Below are 18,782 nucleotides of genomic sequence, written 5' to 3'. Positions count from 1 at the left end.
GTGGTGACTCACTAGGCTGCACATGTGTCAGACCCCAATGCGTTGAGCCGTCGCTACCTGACTTTGGTCGTGGCGACGGTCTCGGTGATCGCTCTGACCTGCGTCGCGTTCATCCTGCCGGTTCCGTACGTGACGCAAAAGCCCGGGCCCGTCTTCGACACCCTCGGCAAGCCGTTCGACGATCAGCCATTGCTGACATTCGGTGAGGACGTCAAGACGTACAAGACCACGGGTTCGTTGAACTTCACGACCGTCTCGGTCACCAGGGCTGATGCCAAGATGTCACTCGCCAGCGCGATCAGCGCCTACTTCGACTCCGACACCGCGGTCGTGCCCAAATCGTTGGTGTATCCCCATCACGAGACTGCCAAGCAGTCGACGGCTGAATCAGCTGCGCAGCTCGACAGCTCGAAGGACTATTCGCGTGTCGCGGCCTTGCGTGCCGCGGGATTCGACGTCCCGGCTCGCGCCCAGGTCGCAGCAGTCGTCAAGGGCGGCGCGTCGGTGGGCAAGTTGAAGGTCGGCGATCTGATCGACAAGGTCAACGGGCAGACCGTCGACGGCAGAGACGAAGCCGTGGCGATCATCGGCAAAGTCGCAGTGGGTGACACCGTCACCGTGACGGTCACGCGGGCCGGTACGACCAAGGACATCGAGATCGTGACCCGTCCCGACGTGGATGACCCGAAGGTCCCGCGTATCGGCATCTCGGTGGGCACCAAATTCAGCTTCCCGATCCAGGTCGACAACAATGTGGGACGCCAGATCGGCGGCCCGAGCGCCGGCACGATGTTCGCGCTGGCGATCTACGACAAGCTCACGCCCGGCGAACTCACCGGCGGGCAGACGATTGCCGGTACCGGTGAGATCAGTCCCGACGGCGTGGTCGGTCCGATCGGCGGTATCCGGCAGAAGATGGCCGGAGCCGAGCAGGGCGGCGCGACGATCTTCTTGGTGCCCGCCGCCAACTGCGCCGAGGCACTCAACGGTGACGACGACGGTCTCCAGTTGATCAAGATCACGACGCTCAAAGATGCGATCTCCTCCCTGGAGGCGCTCGCCAAAGACCCCAAGGCCAAGGTGCCGACATGCAACTGATGCCAGACTCGCCGCTTCGACAGGCTGCTTTGGAAGTCGAATCACATGTGGGCAGCCAGGGCTGGGACCAGGGCCCTCGACTGTTCGCGTTGGTGAAGACCGCCGACCTGATGGCCGCTGCGCCCGATCTTGTGGATCAGCTCACGATCGTGCCGGACGGCATCACCGCAGTGGAGCAGGACCTGGCAGGTGGACGTGAACTCGAAGAGCTGCTGACCGAGATCGTCTGGCCCGATTCGGTCGACGGATGCGCAGCCGTGATCGAACGCATCATGTTGCCGCCGGAGGCGGAAGACTCCCTGCCCGATGATCCCGATGCGCTCGTCGAGGTCGCTGCAGCGCACCCCGACCGTCGCGAAGTGCGACTCGTCGCCGCGGTGATGCGTGACGGTCAGTCGCACAGCGCCGTCCGGGCCAGAGAACCTCTCGACGCCACATTGCTTGAAGGTCCCGATCTGGTCCCCGGACTGATCGAGCACCTTCGTCGCACCCTGACATAATCTTGTCACCCCGTTACCCAGGAGACCCGTGAGCGACATCTTCGGAACACCCCGCCCGAGACAACCCCGACCACCGAGCTCCGGCCGGCGTCAGAAGGCTCTCGTCCCGACGCTGATCACGGTCGCCGTGCTGCTCCTGCTCGGCTCGATCTTCGTCAGCGTCTGGACTGAACGGTTGTGGTTCAAGTCCGTCGGCTACAGCGATGTCTTCCGTAGTGTGCTGTTCTCGCGGGTGACGCTGTTTGCGGCATTGGGTCTGATGTTCGGCATCTTCGTGATCGGGAACCTGTACCTGGCCTACCGGACCAGGCCCGCGACAGTCCCGCTGCGCCGTGACGATCCGGCCTACCGCTACCGGCTCGCGCTGACGCCGATCCTCAAGCCGATCGGCATCGGCCTGTTCGTGGTCGTGACGGCTTTCGCCGGCTCGGTCGGTGCGAGCCACTGGGACACGTACAAGATGTGGCGCAACGGGACGTCCTTCGGCAAGGACGATCCGCAGTTCGGCAAGGACATCGGCTTCTACGTCTTCGACTACCCGTGGTGGCGGTTCCTGACCTCGTTCTCGTTCGCGATGATCGTCATCGCGGTACTTGCCGTGCTGGTCATCAACTACATCTACGGTGGTATCCGTATCGCCGGACGTGGCCCCAAGCTGACCCGTGCCGCCCAGGTGCATCTGTCGGTTCTGGTCGGTCTCGGCGTGCTGTTGCGGGCCGTCTCGTACTACCTCGACCGGTTCGGACTGGCGATCGGCAACGGTCCCTTGTTCGACGGCATCAACTACACCGACGCCAATGCCCGTATCCCGGGCAAGAACATCCTGATCGGCGTGGCGATCGTCTGCGCGCTGCTGTTCTTCGCGGTCGTGTTCATCCGGTCGTGGCTGCTGCCGGCGATCGGCCTGGGATTGCTGGCCCTGACGTCGATCCTGATCGGCATCATCTGGCCCACGGTCATGCAGACGTTCCAGGTCAAGCCGTCCGAGCCCGACAAGGAGGGTCCGTTCATCGCCAAGAACATCGCTGCGACACGCGATGCCTACGATGTCGCGGACACCGAGGTCGAGGCGTATTCGGCCAAGACGACCCTGACCAACAGCGAACTGGCAGCGTCCGCCGAGTCGCGGGTCAGCACCCGTCTGCTCGATCCGACGTTGATCTCGGATGCGTTCGAGCAGTTGCAGCAGGTGCGCGGCTACTACACCGTGCCCCCGACGCTCGACGTCGATCGATACAAGCTGGGCGACGACGAGCAGCCGCAGGACGTCATCATCGCGGCCCGTGAGCTGAATCTCGAAGGCTTGCAGTCGACGCAGCGCAACTGGGCCAATGACCACACGGTCTACACGCACGGATATGGCATCATCGCGGCCCGCGGAAATCAGCGTGGCGCCAACGGTGAACCGGTCTTCGTCGCGCAGGACATCCCGCAGACCGGTGACATCAAGACCACGACACCGCCGCGTATCTACTTCGGCGAGAAGTCGCCGTCGTACTCGATCGTCGGCCGCCCCAAGGGCGAACCGGCCGTCGAGGTCGATATCCCACGCGGGGGATCGGCGGCGACCGACAATGCCAAGGAAGACGCGACGCAGAACACGTACGACGGCAAGGGCGGTGTGCCGGTCGGCAATCTGTTCAACAAGATGCTGTACGCGTTCAAGTTCGCCGAGCCCAATATCGTGTTGTCGAACCGGGTCAACTCCAAGTCGAAGATCCTCTACGATCGCGAGCCCCGCAAGCGCGTTGAGAAGGTTGCGCCGTGGTTGACGGTCGACGGCGATTCGTATCCGGCCGTCGTCGACGGCCGGGTGGTGTGGATCGTCGACGGTTACACGACAAGCAACTCCTACCCCTACTCCGAGCACCGCTCGCTGCGTGAGGCGACAGCCGACACGTTGACGAACGGAGAGGCGCAAGCCGCATTGCCGACCGACCAGGTCAACTACATGCGCAATTCGGTCAAGGCCGTCGTCGATGCGTACGACGGATCGGTCAAGCTCTACCAGTGGGACACCAAGGATCCGGTGCTCAAGACCTGGATGAAGGTCTTCCCCGATGCCGTTGAGAGCAAGAGCAAGATCAGCGATGCGCTGCTCGAGCACCTGCGTTACCCCGTCGATCTGTTCAAGGTCCAGCGCGATGTCCTGCAGCGGTACCACGTGACGGATGCGCAGACGTTCTACCAGGACGGCGAGCGTTGGAAGGTCCCCGAGGACCCGACGGCCCCGACCAACTCGGGTGCCCTGCAGCCGCCGTACTACCTGTCGACGGCACGTCCCGGTGAGGATGCGCCCAAGTTCAGCGTCACGAGCGTGTACCTGCCCAACAAGCGGCAGAACCTGGCGGCGTTCGTCTCGGTCAATTCCGAGGCCACGGATACCGAGAACTTCGGCAAGATGCAGATCTTGCAGCTGACGAGCGATACGCAGATCGACGGTCCCAGCCAGATAGCCAACAAGCTGCAGACCGACAACGGCGTGACGCAGGCACTGCTGCCGTTCAAGCAGGCCGGCACCGATATCCAGTACGGAAATCTGCTGACCTTGCCGGTCGGTGACGGATTGCTGTACGTCCAGCCGGTCTACATCAAACGTCAGGCCGCCGAAGGCACCTATCCGGTCCTTCAGTACGTGCTCGCCTCGTTCGGCAAGGACGTCGGCTTCGGCAAGACGCTCGACGAGGCGCTGCGGGTCGCGCTGGGTCTGGAGGCCGGCACTCCCGAGACGGAGCCCGAGCCCGGCGAGACCCCGGTCGACCCCGGCACCAAACAGACCGCTTCGCAGCTGCTCGACCGGGCGTCGGGCTACTACGACGATGCTCAGAAGGCTTTGAAGGCCGGCGACCTGGCGCTCTACCAGCGTCGGATCAACCAGATGGGCGATCTGATGGGCTGCGGATTTGATCCGCAGCCCCCGTCTCTGTAAACTAGTACTACCGACGCGGGGTGGAGCAGCTCGGTAGCTCGCTGGGCTCATAACCCAGAGGTCACAGGTTCAAATCCTGTCCCCGCTACCAAACGAAATATGTCCGGTATTTGAGGCTGAAGGTCAGGCCTTGAATACCGGACATTTTTCATTGGGTGACCTGACTGGCCAAGTAGGACATTGCCAGCGTGAATACCTGTCAGGCTAAGGTCATGAATCGCCCCGGGGCCAATGGCACAGCCAGCACTCATGTGAAAGACGCTGGACCACTTTTGCTCCTTCTTTCGGCGACGCTCTCGATTGCCGGTCAGGTCGTGGCCATCGCGGCGAGCTCGATGGCGTGGTTGGCTGGGGACCCGTTGCCGGGCGAACCAACTGGTAAGCCTCTCACCAGCTTTGACAGCCATATCGGTGACGTGTGGCTGAACGTGGTCATAGTCATAGCGGTCTTGTGTCTCGCAAGACTCACCTTTCGTAGATGGGCAAGGCGTCCTTGCATGTTCTGGGTAGTGGGCATGACAATTGCTGTCGCCGGGCTCGCGCAGATCACGCTTCTCTAGTTCCTGCACAAGTGCGGCTAGTCAGAATATGAGACCTCCGTTGTTCGTGACACGTGACCTGACACCTGTCACGATCCGGATCAGTTCGCAGTGCCGGTCAGGCTGGGCGATGTTCAGTCTGTTCGTGTCGAGCTTGGGATCACCAAGGGCGCACCTGTGATGGCCTGGATGCTCTCGGGTGTCTTGCCGGGTGCGGAGTCGACGAGGAGCAATCCGTCGGGTGTCACGTCGAGGACTGCGCGACCGGTGATAATGCGGTGGACCACGCCGAGTCCCTTGAGCGACACGGTGGTCTCAGCCAGGGCGCACTCATCGACAACGGCGTCCGCACGCGACTGCGAGACAACCTTGTCCGCGAATGAGCCGAGACGACACCCCACCCACTATTGCGGTAGACGGAGGGAGCCCATCCCTCCGTCTACTTGTTGGCAGCTCCGATTCCGGCGTTGTTGACCAAGACTTCGAGGCCGCCCAGTTCCTGACTCGCTTACCTGCGAAGTGCGACACCGCGCCGCACTATCCAAGCTGGGAGAGCTCGCGCTTGAGGATCTTGCCGGTGCTGGTCATCGGTAGCTCGTCGACGAACCGCACCACTCGGGGGTACTTGTAGGCGGCGAACTGCTCCTTGGCCCAGGCGATGAGCTCGTCCTCTGTGGTCGGGTCGCCCTCGTTCTTGACGACGACGGCCTGGATCTCCTCGCCGTGTGACTCGTCCGGCATGCCGATGACCGCGACGAGTGACACTGCGGGGTGCTCCATCAGGAGTTCCTCGAGCTCGCGCGGATAGACGTTGTACCCGCCGCGGATGATCATGTCCTTGGACCGGTCGACGATGTAGTAGAAGCCGTCCTCGTCCTTCTTGGCTAAGTCGCCCGTGCGGAACCAATCGTCGCGGATCGCCTCGGCAGTTGCGTCGGGTCGCTTGTAGTAGCCCCTCATGACGTTGTGGCCCGTGATCGCGATCTCGCCGATCACGTCAGGGCCGTCAGGCACCTCGGACCAGTCGTCATTGATCAGCTTCATCTCCACCCCCGGGATCGGCACCCCGATCGAGCCGACGCGCGGCTCCTCACCGAACACCGAGAACGATGCCACCGGCGAGGTCTCCGACAGACCGTAGCCCTCCAGGATCGTCACGCCGAAGCGGTCCTTGAATTGCCGGTGGATGTCGACCGGCAACGCCGAGCCGCCAGCCACTGCGACCCGCAGGTTCTTGGCCAGGGTTCCGACGTCGATGCTCTCGTCGAGCACGCCGAGCAGTCCCCAGTACATCGTTGGTACGCCAGCGAACAACGTCACCTCGTTCGCGAGCATCAGGTCGAGGGCAGCCTTCGCCTCGAAGCGGGGGAGCATCACGACAGTCCCGCCGTACGCCATCGAGCCGTTCTGGATCACGGTCTGCCCGAACGAGTGGAACAAAGGCAGCACGCACAGGTACGTGTCGGGGTTCGCCTCGTCCGCGCCGAACAGCGCATCACTCGCCATCGCGTTGTTCCACATGTTGCGGTGCCGCAGCTCGGCGCCTTTGGGCTGTCCCGTCGTGCCCGACGTGTAGAGGATCACTGCGGTGTCGTCGTCATCGCGCTCGACGGTGTCGAATGTCGGCGGTTGCTGCGCGACGAGCGGGCCGTAGAACTCTGGTGGATCCATCGGTTCGGCCTGCGCGGAGTCGATCTTGATGAGGAAGAACTCAGTGCACGACTCGGTGGCCTGGAAGCCCTCCCACGCGGCATCGCCGATCGGCAAGTCGGGCGTGCCCTCGAACGCGAAGTACGCCTTGGCGTCGGAGTCGGCGAGGTGATAGGCCACCTCACGGTGCTTGAGCAGCACGTTGAGGGGCACGACGGTCGCGCCGGCCTTGAGGATGCCGAAATAGATCATCGTGAAGTAGGGCAGGTTGGGGCACGACAGCGCGACCTTGTCGCCGGGCTGGATGCCGCGCGACACCAGCAGGTTGGCGACCTGGTTCGCGGCGCCGTCGACTTGGGCGTACGTCAGGCGTGCGTCGCCGAAGACGATCGCCGTCCGGGCGGCGTACTTCTCGGTCGACTGCTCCAACAGAGCGGCGAGATTGGCCACGGTGACTCCTTGTGATGTCAGGGACAGGATGCGGCGAGCGCTAGTCGGTCACCGACATCTGCGGGTTGGTGGTGAAGCCGCGCCCGTTGCTCTCCGTGGGCAGCGTCTTGTCGCTAGGGGAGGGCTCGCTGATCAGTTCGATGACGTAGTGAGTGACGGGATGGTCCTCGAGGTTACGAATTCGGTGTGGAGCCATCGGGCCCCCGGTGCCGACGGTCTTGAACATGACGAACCCAGGCTCAGCCACTTGGGAAATGGTCCACGTGTCGTCCCCGTACTCCATGGCTTCGGCCCGGCCCGCGTGCGGCCACAAGATCAGGTGGTCGTGTTGATGTTGGTGAAAGTCATAAATGCCGCCGTTGGCGGCAAGGTTCATTGCCCACACCCGGACCCGGTCGTTCTCGAAGACCAGCTCGTCGCCGGGCGCGGTGGGAAATTCACGGGTTGGCTCGTCCTTGGGTGCGGTCATGTTGATGCTCCTTCACAAATGCAATGGTTGAGGTAGTATTGCATCCAGTCTTATATAAATTCAATGCAAAAGGAATAATATGGAATGGCTGCCCGACGGGTCAGTGGCGCGTCCGAACATTGTCGGGTCCTTCGGTGCGTGTGCCACGACCCACTGGGTGGCTTCGGCGGTCGGGCAGTCGGTCCTTGAGCGAGGCGGCAACGCCTTCGACGCCGCAGTCGCGGCGGGATTCGTGCTTCATATCGTTGAACCTCATCTCAACGGACCCGGCGGGGACCTTGTGGCTATCGTGGCTCCATCCGGGGAGAGGCTTCAGGTGTTGTGCGGCCAGGGCCCCACCCCGTCAGGTGCGACTATCGAGCACTTTGAGGCCGAGGGACTGGACGATATTCCCGGTTCCGGAGCTTTGGCAGCAGCAGTGCCGGGTGCCGTCGACGCTTGGCTGTTGCTCCTTCGTGATTTTGGCACGTGGACCCTCGAGGATGCCCTGGCGTACGCGATCCACTATGCCGAGCGCGGTCAACCACTCTTGGCGACCGCCGCCGAGGTCATAGAATCGGTGGCCGAGCTGTTCGTGGAGGCATGGCCGACCTCAGCAGCACAGTGGCTGCGTGACGGCAGACCACCAGCCGCGGGCGATATCGTCGGCAACCACGCCTACGCACGAACACTGCGTCGCCTAGTCGACGAGGGGGCGAAGGTCGCGGGTTCTGGTCGTGAGGGGGTCATTGACGCCGCCCGGCGAGCGTGGAGCGGCGGATTCGTGGCGGACGCCGTGGACAGATTCGTTCGTTCCACACCCCACCTCCACTCCACCGGACGCAGCCACCGTGGTGTCCTTACGGGCGACGACATGGCCGCCTTCCGGGCGCACCTGGAACCCACGGTCTCCCTCGAATTCCGCGACCATGTGGTCCACAAGGCGGGACCTTGGAGTCAGGGGCCAATGCTGCTGCAGAGCCTGGCGATCCTCGACGGGTTCGGCGATGCCGAGCTGGACCTCAGGGGCGAGCGCGCTGTGCACTTGGTTGCCGAGACGCTGAAACTCGCAGCCGCGGATCGCGAGGCGTACTACGGCGACGGGCTCACGACGCCCGAGCTGGAGTTGCTCATCTCGGCGCACTACGCAAAGGAGCGTCGGGATCTGATCACGGACAAAGCGTCCAGAGAGTTCAGGCCGGGCGCGCACGCGATCCTCAAGTCGCCCTATCAACCTCCGCTTCGAGTCGCAGATGAGAGTGTCTCAGCTGTGGCCGGTGAGCCGACGGTCAAGCTGGCCAAGCCGGTCGACGGTGATACCTGCCACATCGACATCATCGATCGGTGGGGGAATGCGGTGTCAGCCACGCCATCGGGAGGGTGGCTCCAGTCATCTCCCACCATCCCCGAGCTGGGATTCGGCCTTGGCACCCGCCTGCAGATGATGCGCCTCGACGAATCGAGCCCCGCGGCGCTGCGGCCGGGGAAACGCCCCCGGACAACACTGAGCCCAACGATGGTAACTACTCCCACAGGGATCACGGCTCTTGGCACACCAGGCGGCGACCAGCAGGATCAGTGGCAGCTGGTCTACCTCCTGCGGACGATCGTGACCGGTCTGAATCCGCAGGCGGCAATTGAGGCGCCGATGTTCCACTCATCAAGCTTTCCGGGCAGTTTCTGGCCGCGTACGTGGGAGCCCGGGGGGCTAGTTGTCGAGGACCGTATGGGTTCGGAGATTCTCGACCGTCTTGCGCGGCGAGGACATCGGGTCCGCAGGGCCGGCAACTGGACGCTTGGCCGACTCTCGTCGGTGGGCAGGCTGCACGAGTCTGGCGCAGTAATTGCCGCGGCCAACCCCCGGGGCGCCCAAGGCTACGCGGTCGGACGATGACCAAAGGTGTAGAGCTGTGGTCGATGCTGGCCACACCGTTCGAAGCAGGAGGTGACCGTGTGGATCATGACAGCCTGCGGCGCTACGCCCAGACCATGGTTAGCCGGGGGAGCGATGCCGCCGTGGCGCTGGGAGTGATCGGCGAGCCCGCCACCCTGAGCGCGAGCGAGCAGGTCGACGTCGTCGCGACCATTCTCGATAGTGTCGAGGTACCGGTCTACGCATCAATGATGTCCCTGGATCTACGCGAACGACAACAGCACGGCTCGGCCTTCGCCGACATGTTCGGCGAACGACTGGCGGGTCTGCTGGTGCCGGTCGACACCGCCGACCCCATTTCACTGAGGCGGGGACTCGAGCAAACCCACCGGCGGTGTGGCGAGCTTTCGATCTTGGTGCAAGATTATCCCGCGTCGAGTGGTGTAGCGATAGCCGTCGATGACTTGGCGCAGGCGCTCGATGGACTTCCTTTTATCGCCGCGATCAAGTGCGAGGCGCCCCCGACTTTCGCTCGGATCCGGCGTCTGCGCCAACTCCTCCCGAGCGTTCGGCTCGTTTCAGGTCTTGGTGGGTTGAGCCTGCTCGACGACGTGAGCCAGGGCGCGTCTGCTGCCGCTTGTGGCATCACGCGTCCGGAAGTCGTGGCTCTTGCCCTCTCCCGTCTGTCAGATGGCCACCCTGCGGAGGCGCGACGTCTGGTCAGTTCCATCGGGTCTTTCATCGGCTTCGAGGTGCAGGCCGGGACCAGCGTGGCCATCCGCAAACAGAACTTGTGGCGGCAAGGCGTCATTGATCACCCCGACGTCCGCAGACCGACCGCACCCTATGAGTCGTGGTTGGATCCACTTCTCGACGCGTACGACGATCTGGTACGTGATACGGCGTTGCATCATCGGTGGAAGTATGAGCATCCTCAGCAAGACTGATTGGATGCGCTAGGTTGTCACGTAGACACAGCTGGGCGAGGGAGCGATATGGCAATTGGACGTAGTGAGACGCGGCTCGGCGGCGACCCGATCGAATCGATGAGTGATCAGGTCGTGAGCCGCCTGCAACGACAGATACTTTCAGGTGAGATCGCCATCGGAACGTGGCTGCGTCACGGCGCGATCGCCGAAGAGTTCGGCGTGAGTAGGACTCCCGTACGTGAGGCGCTCCGCATCTTGGCAGCGCAAGGCACAGTGACGATCGTTCCCAACCGCGGGGCGCGCGTCAACGGTCAATCCGGGCAGGACATTCGGGAGATCGGCGAGGTGCGTGCGGACCTGGAAGGACTCGCCGCAGCGCTCGCCGCGGACCGGATGAATGACGAGCAGGTGGCCCGCATGACCGACTCATGGCAATCATTCCGGACGACACTTGACCGTCCCGCCGCAGAGCAGGCTGCGGCTTGGGTGGAAGCCAATGAGGTGTTCCATTCGGTCATTGTCGAAGCGGCCGGCAATCCGCACCTCAGCCAGACGATCAATGACCTGCGGCGAAAACTTCCTCACAATCTTTCATTTGGAGCTTACGCGGGTAACTCGCGCCTCATCGCCCGAAACCTGGCCCAGCACGAGTCGATTGCCGAGGCCATCGTCGCGCAGGATGCGGAGCGGGCTCGTCGGGAGATGGTCAACCACATCACGTCCTCGATCGAGGCAACGGCCCGGTGGGCCGAGAGCATCGCCGACGGTGCCGTCGACAGCTGACGGCCGACTTGTCAGGCAGGCAGCCCTGCGAGAAATTCCAGGAGCGGGGCATTGATGGCATCGGGCATTTGCTGGTGGACCCAGTGACCGGCACCCTCGACGACCACAGTGCGAAGGTCGACGAAGACCTCGCTCATGCGGTCCGCGGGCATGAACGAGGCGACCATGTCGCGGTCGCCGGTGAGGAACAAGGCAGGTAGCGAGCTGGTGAGTCCGCTGAGCTGACGGACCGCCCTCCAGTTGCGCTCGATGTTGCGGTAGTAGTTCAACGGTGCCGAGAAGCCGTGGGCGGAGAACGTGCTCACGTAGTGGTCGAGGTCCTCGCGCGGGAGCCATGCGGGACGTCGCGCACTGCTCCCGTCGCTCAAGGGTTCGATGTCGCACATCACAGCCACGATCGTGCTCTCCACGTCCTGCTCCAGTGCCTTCTCGGGCTCGCCGCGGTCCTGGAACCGCACCATGTAGAAGTCGTCGCCGAGGCGCTTTCGCATGATGGCAAGCGGTGACACAGGTGCGGCCGGCAGGAACGGGACGCTGATGCCGGCAATGCCGCGCACTCGGTCGGGGTGGCTAAACGCCAAGGGCCATACCGAGCTCGCGCCCCAGTCGTGGCCGACGAGCGCCGCCCGGTCGATCTCGAACGCATCTAGCAGGCCGATGAGATCGGCTCCGATCGTCGCCGAGTCGTAGCTCTCGACGTCAGCCGGACGGTCGCTGTGGCCGTAGCCGCGCATGTCGGGCGCGATCACCCGGTAGCCGGCCTCCAACAGAGCCGGCACCTGGCGGCGCCACGAGGAGGAGAGATCGGGAAATCCGTGCACCAGCAGGACTGGTGGTCCGTCGCCCGCAGTCGTGACAGCCAGGTGGATCCCATTGGTGCTCACGCGGGACGTCACAGCCGACCGGGGCCATCCCATGTCGGAGAACTTGGTCTCGTCACTCACGCAGATCAGCTGATCTCGATGACGGCCTTGCCGGCCAGGCGACGATCGAGCAGGGCCGCGTAGGCCTCAGCGGCGTTGCGCCAGTCATCACGCCACGTGATGCCGGGATCGAGACGGCCTTCGGCGACCTGGGTCGCGAGCCACGTCAGATCGGACTGCAGGTCCACGGGCAGCCCCAGCTGCGCACCGAGGAAGAACGTCACGAGCGAGCGGTCGTCGCGGCCGGCGTCGCCGAACAGGTCGCCGAACGGGAAGGTCTCGGGCTCGCCGGCAGAGTGGCCGACCGATACGAGGACTCCGTGTGGCGCCAGCGTCCTGAACGCGTCGACCAGCTGCTGCCCGCCGACCTGGTCGAGCACTCCGTCGACGGGCCCGTCGACCTGGGACGGCGCGGACACGACCTCGTGGGCGCCAAGGGAGCGCAGCTCGGTGCCGAAGGCGTCCACATTGCTCGTGGAGGCGACGACCTCGGCCCCGGCGATGTGGGCGAGCTGGATCGCGTAGCGGCCGACGCCGCCGGTGGCACCGGTGACGAGGACTCGCTTGCCGAGGAGATTCCCGATGCGCTTGAGCCCGCGCAACGCGCTCAGGCCCGCGACGGGGACGGTGCTCAGTGCTCCGAGATCGGCGTCGGCCGGTGCGAGACCCAGTGCCGCAGTGGGGACCGCGCGGAGCTCGGCCCATGCGCCGACTCCTCCGATCGACACCACCGGCGTGCCAACGGCGGGTCCGCTCCCGTCTTCTGCGGCACGCTCGACGATGCCGGACGCGTCGTTGCCGAGCACGAGCCCGTCGGGGAACGGAGGGAGCTTGTTGTCCTGTCTGCCGTGCGCGTGAGCGACCTCACCGTAATTGAGCGACGCGGCGGTCACACGAATCAGTGCCTCGTGCGGTGCGGGCACGGGATCGGGCACCTCCGCGATGCCGAGAACCTCGGGTCCGGTGTTGTCGACGACGATGGCGCGCATACCCACTCCTTCAGATTGGATTCTAAATAAGACAAATCGAATGCTAGCATGAGTGGGTGACCAAGATCGAAGCTCTCACATCGTCCCTTCGAGCCGAACGCGCTCAGGTGCGGTTGATGCTGGCCCTCACCTTCGCAACCGGGGTCATCGATGCCGTCGGCTTTCTCGGTCTGGACCGTGTCTTCACCGGCAATATGACTGGGAATGTAGTGATCCTGGGCATGGGCGTCGCAGGTGCTGACAACCTGCCGATCGTCGGCCCGGCGCTCGCGCTGGTCGGCTTCATGGCGGGTGCCGTCGTGGCTGGTCGGGTTCTCCGCGCTGCCTCAGCGGGATGGAGTGCTCGGTCGACGGCTCTGACCGGGGGTGTTGCTCTCACGATGTGCTCGATGGCCGTCCTGGCCTCGGTCGTCCGGGTCGATCACGGGGGGCCAGTCTCCGTAGTGTGCTCCTCGACGCTGGCCGCCGCGATGGGCGTCCAAGCGGCGATGGCGCGCGTCGTCGCGGTCAGGGACGTCACGACCGTGGTCGTGACCTCGACGATCACCGGGCTCGCCGCTGACTCGTGGTTCGGCGCGGGGCGCGGGGGTGGGCAGGCGAGGCGCTTTACCGCTGTGGCCCTGCTGATCCTCGGCGCCCTCCTCGGTGCGCTGATGCTGCGCTGGCACGTGGCCGCTGGCATCGCCTTGGCCGGGGTGGTCGTGGCCGCGGTCGCGGTCGTCGGCGAGCTCCAGCGGCGGCGTGTCTGTGTTTGAATGTCGAACAACTCTTATCGCACCCAATCAATCCATATCGCATCCAACTAACAGAAGAAGGAGAGGGGCCTCATGAGCTCATTCGACGGCAAGGTCGCGTTCGTGACTGGCGGCGGGCGCGGCCAAGGACGGGAGATCGCCCTGGAGTTCGCGCGGCGGGGTGCCGATGTCGCGGTGCTCGACATCGGTCACGACATCGCGAGCCTCCCTTATCCGCTCGCGACGGTCGACGACCTCGCGGAGACCCGGGAGCTGGTCGAAAAGCTGGGGCGGCGATGCGTGACTGTCGTGGGTGACGTCCGCAGCCAGTCCGACCTCGACTCCGCGGTCGAGGAGACGATCTCGACGCTGGGGCGGATCGACTATCTCGTCGCCAACGCCGGGATCTACGACTGGTCGAGCGATCCGCTGTGGGAGACCTCCGATGAGTCGTGGAACGACCAGATCGGCGTCTGCCTCGAGGGTGTGTGGCGGTCGGTCAAGGCGGTCGCCCCGAAGCTCATCGAGCAGGGCGAAGGAGGGGCGATCGTCCTGACGTCTTCCAACGTCGGTGTGGAGGCCGTGCCGTTCAGCGTTGCCTACGTGGCGGCCAAGCACGGCGTCATCGGGATCATGCGCACGGCCGCACTCGAGCTCGCCGCCCACGGCATACGTGTCAACGCGCTGCTCCCCAGCACGACCGACACGAAGATCAACGACCACCAGACGGGGTGGAACCGCACGAGTGGCAAGCCCGACGGTCGTCGCGAGGACTACCTCGACGCCGTGCACCAGTGGACGGCGATGCGCAACACCGGGGTCATTCCTGCCCACGCCCCTGCTCGCGCTGCGGTGTGGCTCTGCTCCGATGACGCCGACTATGTCACGGGGATCCAGCTGCCGGTCGACGCCGGTCACCTGGCGTTGCCCGGCTTCAACCCGTGGCCGATCCGCGACTAAGACTCCGATTCTGGAACGCAGCCCGCCCTCGCGCAGCGAGGGCGGGCTGTCGCTGTCCAGGGCGGTCGCCGTAACCCAATCTTTACGTCGAATCCTCCGGATGTGTTGACGCGACGTCCGTCACATGGGATGTTGTTTGGAGAAGATTGCATCTGATATTTCCGGTATGGGGTGGTGCCGGAATGGTCATCCATACATGGAGGAAAAGTATGCGTTCACGCAAGAAGGTGGGAGTCGCGCTCGGTGCGGCGTGTCTGTCGTTGGTGGTCGCCGCGTGTGGCGGGGAAAGCGACAAGGGCAGCGACGTCCCGGATGAGAAGGTGTCGAAGACCGACGCCGATCGGATCCTCGACGCCGCCAAGGCCGGGCCGGCCAAGGAATGCACCACGGGAAAGGGTCTGACGATCGGCGGCGCGGTGGTCTGGAGCTCCAACGCGGGAGGCAAGGCCTTCAACGACGCGTTCAAGGCAGCCGCCAAGGCGTGCGAGGCGACGCCGTTGCTCGTCGAGGCCAAGGCGGACGACCCGATCAACTCGATGATCAGCGCGATGGACCTGGTCACCTCCAAGAAGGCGGACGTCACCTCGTTCTTCCCGCTCTCGCCCGATGCAATGACCACGCCGAGCAAGCGCGCGGTCGCAGCCGGCATCCCGGTGGTCGCCGGCGAGCTGTCCAACTTCGACGATGCCGCGATCACGTTCCACCAGGACCGCCTCACGGGTGCGGCGAACTCGGCGCGCCTGTTCTGCGACAAGTACCCGGACGGTGGCGGAGTCATCTACGGCGCCTACGGCTTCCCACAGGCCGATCTGGTGGCGATGCAGAAGCGTTTCACCGCTGAGGTGAAGAAGTGCAGCGACGGCAAGATCACCGTCGTCGGGACCTATCAGAACAAGACCGACGACATCGCGGGCGGCCTCAGCACCGCACAGGCGGCGCTGCAGCAGCATCCTGATGCCGTGGGAGTCGTGGCCTACAGCGACACCAATGCCGTCGCGGCATCTCGGGCTGCGACGAACCTCGGCGTACGCGACAAACTGACCATCGTGGGGTACAACGTCGACGCGGTCGGCCACGAGGCGCTCAGCAAGGGAGTCATCGATTACTCCTTCCTGTGGGGGCAGGCCGAACAGGGCGCTCTGACGGTGAAATACATGATCGATCTGGCGCGCGGCGACAAGGCGCCGAAGTACGTCACTCTCTACCCCAAGTGCATCAGCAAGGAGACCATCAAGTCAGTGCCGACGATCGCCGTTCGCACCCTCGGGATCGGTCAAGGTCGTGACCTGGAGCCGACCGGCCTCGCTCCTACCGTGACGAGCGATGACGAGCCACTGCTCGAGGCCGACGCCGACCTCCGTGCTTCAGTCGCGTGCCCGGTCGACTGATGGTCGAGTCCTCGGCTCCTCGCACCGACACGCCTGTCGTGTCGGTGCGAGGAGTGACCAAGCAGTTCCCGGGGGTTCGCGCGCTGGACGACGTCCGGCTGGAGATCTGGCCGGGTGAAGTTCTCGGCCTCGTGGGCGAGAACGGGTCCGGCAAGTCGACTCTGCTCAAGATCGTCGCCGGTCGATACCGGCCCGATGCGGGCGAGGTGATGGTCGCGGGCCTAGCCCTCGACAGCGCCTCGCCGGCTCAGGCGCTCGACAGGGGGATCGCACTGGTCGCGCAGGAGATCCAGATCCAGCCGCATCTCTCGGTGACGGAGAATCTGTTCGACCGACAGTTGCCCCGGCGTCGGGGACGGATCGACTGGAGGCGGGCCCACGACCAGGCTGAAGGCGAGCTGCGCGAGCTCGGCCTCGACATCGCCGCTCGCACGACGGCGGGCACGCTGCCGCTGCACCAACAGCAGATGCTCTCGATCGCTCGGGTCGTCCGGCGCAAGCCCGCGGTCGTCCTCCTGGACGAGCCGACGAGCTCGCTCACGGCTGAGGAGACCGAGGTCGTCTACCGCATGATCCGAGGGCTCAAGGAGGCCGGGAGCGCGGTCGTCTACATCACCCACAGGCTCCGTGAGTACTTCGACCTGACGGACCGTGTGGCGGTGCTCCGCGACGGCAGGAACGTGATGGACGCCCCCACGGCGAGCCTCGACGAGGTCGAGCTGGTGCACCGCATGGTCGGACGAGAGCTGACGGACCTCTTCGCGCGGCCCGACCGGGCATCGGCGGCTCAGGGCGACGACCGTCCTGCGGCGCTGCGGATCAGCGGGCTCACAACCGATCGTGTCATCGACGTGGACCTCGAGGTCCGCCCGGGCGAGATCGTCGGCATCGCGGGTCAGGCCGGCAGCGGTCGCACGAGCCTGGTCGAGACATTGTTCGGCAAATGGTCGTACGACGGCATCATCGAGGTCGCGGGCCAGGAGGTCAGCCTCTCCTCGCCGGCGCAGGCCATTGCATGCGGCGTTGCGCTGGTACCGGAGGACCGCAAGCGATCAGGCCTGGTGCTGTCGATGTCGGTGCAGGAGAACCTGGCCATGGCCGCGGCGATGCTTCTCGGCAAGCGGGGTGTCCGGTCGCCACGTATCGAGGGCAGGCACGCGACAGATGTCGCCCGCCGGGTCGGCCTCCGGGCCGCAGGTCTGGACGTCCTCGCCGGAACCCTGAGCGGAGGCAACCAGCAGAAGATCGTGATCGGCAAGTGGCTGCTGCGCGACCCCTCGGTGCTGATCCTGGACGAGCCGACGCGCGGCGTCGACGTCGGTGCGAAGGCCGAGATCTACGCGATCATCGAGCAGCTCGCCGCCCGCGGTATTGCAGTGGTCGTGGTCTCGTCCGAGCTCCTTGAGGTGCTGAGGCTGGCTGACCGCGTGGTCGTCATGAACAAGGGTCGGGTCGTCGGCGAGCAACCAGGCGACGAGGCCACCGAAGAGACCATCACACGACTGGCGTTCGCGTCATAGGGGTTGAGACACATGAACTTGAGCACCACCACCGAACGGACCGACCAGACACGGTCGACAGGTCCAGACGCCGTCGGCGGGCTGGGGCGTCGGCACGGCTCCCTGCGCCGACATCTCATCGGGCCCTCGGCACCGATGATCGCCGTCGCGGCACTGCTCGTCCTCGTCATCGCCGTCGAGGTGCTGACCGAGCCGACGTTCAGTTCCGCGCCGAACGTGACGAACCTGATGCGCGCAAGCGCGATCCCGGCGATCCTCGCGATCGGCATGACGATCGTGATCCTGTCGGGCGGCATGGACCTGTCGATGGGGGCGATCCTCAGCATCTCGGGAATTGCGTACGCCAAGGCTCTCGAAGCAGGTTGGTCGCAGCCGATTGCGCTCGTCGCCACGCTGGCCCTGGGCGCCGCGGTCGGCTTCTGCGTCAACGGCATCCTCATCGGTCGATTCAAGATGTCGTTCTTCGTGGTCACCCTGGCGTCATCCTCGGCCATCGGGGGAGTCGCGCTGCTGTGGGCCGACAACCGGCAGATCGACATGTCGGGCAGCGACCTCGCGGCCTTCCTCGGCAACGATGCGTGGGGTGGGCGGGTCCCTTTCGGCGCGATCATCGCCGTGGTGCTGGTGATCATGGCCGGGCTCGCACTCAAGTACACGGTCTTCGGTCGAGCGGTCTACGCCGTCGGTGGCAACCCGGAGGCAGCGGCGATGTCCGGCGTGCGCAGTGAATGGGTTGTTCCGGCGGTCTATGGGCTGAGCGGGATGTGCGCTGCTCTCGGCGGGGTCATGATGGCGGGCCGTCAGACTATCGCCGACCCCTCGGCCGGCGGATCGTCGATCGTCCTCTACGTCATCGCAGCGGCGCTGCTCTCGGGAGTGTCCATCGCCGGTGGAGCAGGATCGGTCTACGGCGCCCTGATCGGAACCGCTTTCCTGCAGGTCCTGTCCAACGCCCTGGCGCTGCGTGGCTTCAACAACAGCTGGCAGATGCTCGTGACCGGTCTCATCCTCCTGCTGGCCGTCTACTTCGATCGGGTCCGACAGCGCCTCGCCGGCTTCCAGGCATAAC

The 18,782-nt window shown here is 64.8% G+C and carries 16 protein-coding genes and 1 tRNA gene; 12 read left to right on the top strand and 5 right to left on the bottom strand.

Translation table 11 applies throughout. The features are described from left to right. The first annotated feature begins 24 nt into the window (after positions 1-24). The 4 genes from ACXJKC_RS20865 to ACXJKC_RS20850 all read left to right on the top strand — a co-directional run bounded on the left by ACXJKC_RS20865 (position 25) and on the right by ACXJKC_RS20850 (position 4,618). On the top strand, positions 25-1,098 hold the full coding sequence (locus ACXJKC_RS20865) for a YlbL family protein (protein WP_456698680.1): 1,074 nt from the start codon (positions 25-27) through the stop codon (positions 1,096-1,098). Beyond that, a complete protein-coding gene (locus ACXJKC_RS20860; RefSeq protein ID WP_456698679.1) occupies positions 1,089-1,598 on the top strand; it encodes a PPA1309 family protein in 510 nt (169 codons plus the stop codon). Before ACXJKC_RS20865 ends, ACXJKC_RS20860 begins: the two co-directional genes overlap by 10 nt. 28 nt (positions 1,599-1,626) lie before the next feature. Then, positions 1,627-4,527 (top strand): UPF0182 family membrane protein, encoded by a 2,901-nt coding sequence (locus ACXJKC_RS20855; protein WP_456698678.1) that lies wholly within the window; start codon positions 1,627-1,629, stop codon positions 4,525-4,527. Positions 4,528-4,541: 14 nt separating this feature from the next. Beyond that, positions 4,542-4,618 (top strand) — tRNA-Met (locus ACXJKC_RS20850). 582 nt (positions 4,619-5,200) lie between these two features. Here the strand turns inward: ACXJKC_RS20850 and ACXJKC_RS20845 are convergent. From ACXJKC_RS20845 to ACXJKC_RS20835, 3 genes are all read right to left on the bottom strand, one after another. Next, a complete protein-coding gene (locus tag ACXJKC_RS20845; protein WP_456698677.1) occupies positions 5,201-5,353 on the bottom strand; it encodes a hypothetical protein in 153 nt (50 codons plus the stop codon). A gap of 250 nt (positions 5,354-5,603) precedes the next feature. Next, entirely contained in the window at positions 5,604-7,166 is a 1,563-nt protein-coding gene (locus tag ACXJKC_RS20840) for a long-chain-fatty-acid--CoA ligase (RefSeq protein WP_456698676.1), read from the bottom strand. A gap of 40 nt (positions 7,167-7,206) precedes the next feature. Continuing rightward, entirely contained in the window at positions 7,207-7,635 is a 429-nt protein-coding gene (locus ACXJKC_RS20835; RefSeq protein ID WP_456698675.1) for a hypothetical protein, read from the bottom strand. 79 nt (positions 7,636-7,714) lie between these two features. Between ACXJKC_RS20835 and ACXJKC_RS20830 the strand changes: the two genes are divergently transcribed. The 3 genes from ACXJKC_RS20830 to ACXJKC_RS20820 are packed head-to-tail and all read left to right on the top strand — an operon-like array spanning position 7,715 to position 11,199. Continuing rightward, positions 7,715-9,508 (top strand): gamma-glutamyltransferase family protein, encoded by a 1,794-nt coding sequence (locus ACXJKC_RS20830; RefSeq protein ID WP_456698674.1) that lies wholly within the window; start codon positions 7,715-7,717, stop codon positions 9,506-9,508. Positions 9,509-9,531: 23 nt separating this feature from the next. After that, positions 9,532-10,434, top strand: coding sequence for a dihydrodipicolinate synthase family protein (locus ACXJKC_RS20825; protein WP_456698673.1), 903 nt, complete (start codon positions 9,532-9,534; stop codon positions 10,432-10,434). A 48-nt stretch (positions 10,435-10,482) separates the two neighbouring features. Then, positions 10,483-11,199 (top strand): GntR family transcriptional regulator, encoded by a 717-nt coding sequence (locus tag ACXJKC_RS20820; protein WP_456698672.1) that lies wholly within the window; start codon positions 10,483-10,485, stop codon positions 11,197-11,199. A gap of 11 nt (positions 11,200-11,210) precedes the next feature. Here ACXJKC_RS20820 and ACXJKC_RS20815 read toward each other — a convergent pair whose 3' ends face one another. Both ACXJKC_RS20815 and ACXJKC_RS20810 read right to left on the bottom strand, forming a co-directional pair. Then, positions 11,211-12,143 (bottom strand): alpha/beta fold hydrolase, encoded by a 933-nt coding sequence (locus ACXJKC_RS20815; protein WP_456698671.1) that lies wholly within the window; start codon positions 12,141-12,143, stop codon positions 11,211-11,213. A gap of 5 nt (positions 12,144-12,148) precedes the next feature. Continuing rightward, complete coding sequence (locus ACXJKC_RS20810; protein WP_456698670.1) at positions 12,149-13,111, bottom strand: zinc-binding dehydrogenase; 963 nt, start codon at positions 13,109-13,111, stop codon at positions 12,149-12,151. 56 nt (positions 13,112-13,167) lie between these two features. Between ACXJKC_RS20810 and ACXJKC_RS20805 the strand changes: the two genes are divergently transcribed. The 5 genes from ACXJKC_RS20805 (at position 13,168) to ACXJKC_RS20785 (ending at position 18,781) form a co-directional block, all read left to right on the top strand. Beyond that, positions 13,168-13,866: a YoaK family protein gene (locus ACXJKC_RS20805; protein WP_456698669.1), complete on the top strand. Its 699-nt coding sequence runs from the start codon at positions 13,168-13,170 to the stop codon at positions 13,864-13,866. A gap of 72 nt (positions 13,867-13,938) precedes the next feature. Further along, positions 13,939-14,805 carry a mycofactocin-coupled SDR family oxidoreductase gene (locus ACXJKC_RS20800; protein WP_456698668.1) on the top strand — a complete coding sequence of 289 codons (867 nt, stop codon included), beginning with the start codon at positions 13,939-13,941 and terminating at the stop codon, positions 14,803-14,805. A 209-nt stretch (positions 14,806-15,014) separates the two neighbouring features. Then, complete coding sequence (locus tag ACXJKC_RS20795; RefSeq protein ID WP_456698667.1) at positions 15,015-16,193, top strand: sugar ABC transporter substrate-binding protein; 1,179 nt, start codon at positions 15,015-15,017, stop codon at positions 16,191-16,193. Then, positions 16,178-17,713, top strand: coding sequence for a sugar ABC transporter ATP-binding protein (locus ACXJKC_RS20790; protein ID WP_456698666.1), 1,536 nt, complete (start codon positions 16,178-16,180; stop codon positions 17,711-17,713). The genes ACXJKC_RS20795 and ACXJKC_RS20790 overlap by 16 nt, the downstream gene beginning before the upstream one ends. Before the next feature lie 12 nt (positions 17,714-17,725). After that, complete coding sequence (locus ACXJKC_RS20785) at positions 17,726-18,781, top strand: ABC transporter permease (RefSeq protein WP_456698665.1); 1,056 nt, start codon at positions 17,726-17,728, stop codon at positions 18,779-18,781. The last annotated feature ends 1 nt before the right edge of the window (position 18,782 follow it).

It is taken from the genome of Aeromicrobium sp. P5_D10, from assembly GCF_054049535.1.
This window is presented reverse-complemented; position numbering and strand designations above follow the sequence as displayed.

Bases quoted from the DNA above. Each gene is read 5' to 3' on its own strand.
- ACXJKC_RS20860 (WP_456698679.1), top strand. From the start codon at position 1,089: ATGCAACTGATGCCAGACTCGCCGCTTCGACAGGCTGCTTTGGAAGTC.
- ACXJKC_RS20835 (WP_456698675.1), bottom strand. From the start codon at position 7,635: ATGACCGCACCCAAGGACGAGCCAACCCGTGAATTTCCCACCGCGCCC.
- ACXJKC_RS20830 (WP_456698674.1), top strand. From the start codon at position 7,715: ATGGAATGGCTGCCCGACGGGTCAGTGGCGCGTCCGAACATTGTCGGG.
- ACXJKC_RS20825 (WP_456698673.1), top strand. From the start codon at position 9,532: ATGCTGGCCACACCGTTCGAAGCAGGAGGTGACCGTGTGGATCATGAC.
- ACXJKC_RS20820 (WP_456698672.1), top strand. From the start codon at position 10,483: ATGGCAATTGGACGTAGTGAGACGCGGCTCGGCGGCGACCCGATCGAA.
- ACXJKC_RS20810 (WP_456698670.1), bottom strand. From the start codon at position 13,111: ATGCGCGCCATCGTCGTCGACAACACCGGACCCGAGGTTCTCGGCATC.
- ACXJKC_RS20800 (WP_456698668.1), top strand. From the start codon at position 13,939: ATGAGCTCATTCGACGGCAAGGTCGCGTTCGTGACTGGCGGCGGGCGC.
- ACXJKC_RS20795 (WP_456698667.1), top strand. From the start codon at position 15,015: ATGCGTTCACGCAAGAAGGTGGGAGTCGCGCTCGGTGCGGCGTGTCTG.
- ACXJKC_RS20785 (WP_456698665.1), top strand. From the start codon at position 17,726: ATGAACTTGAGCACCACCACCGAACGGACCGACCAGACACGGTCGACA.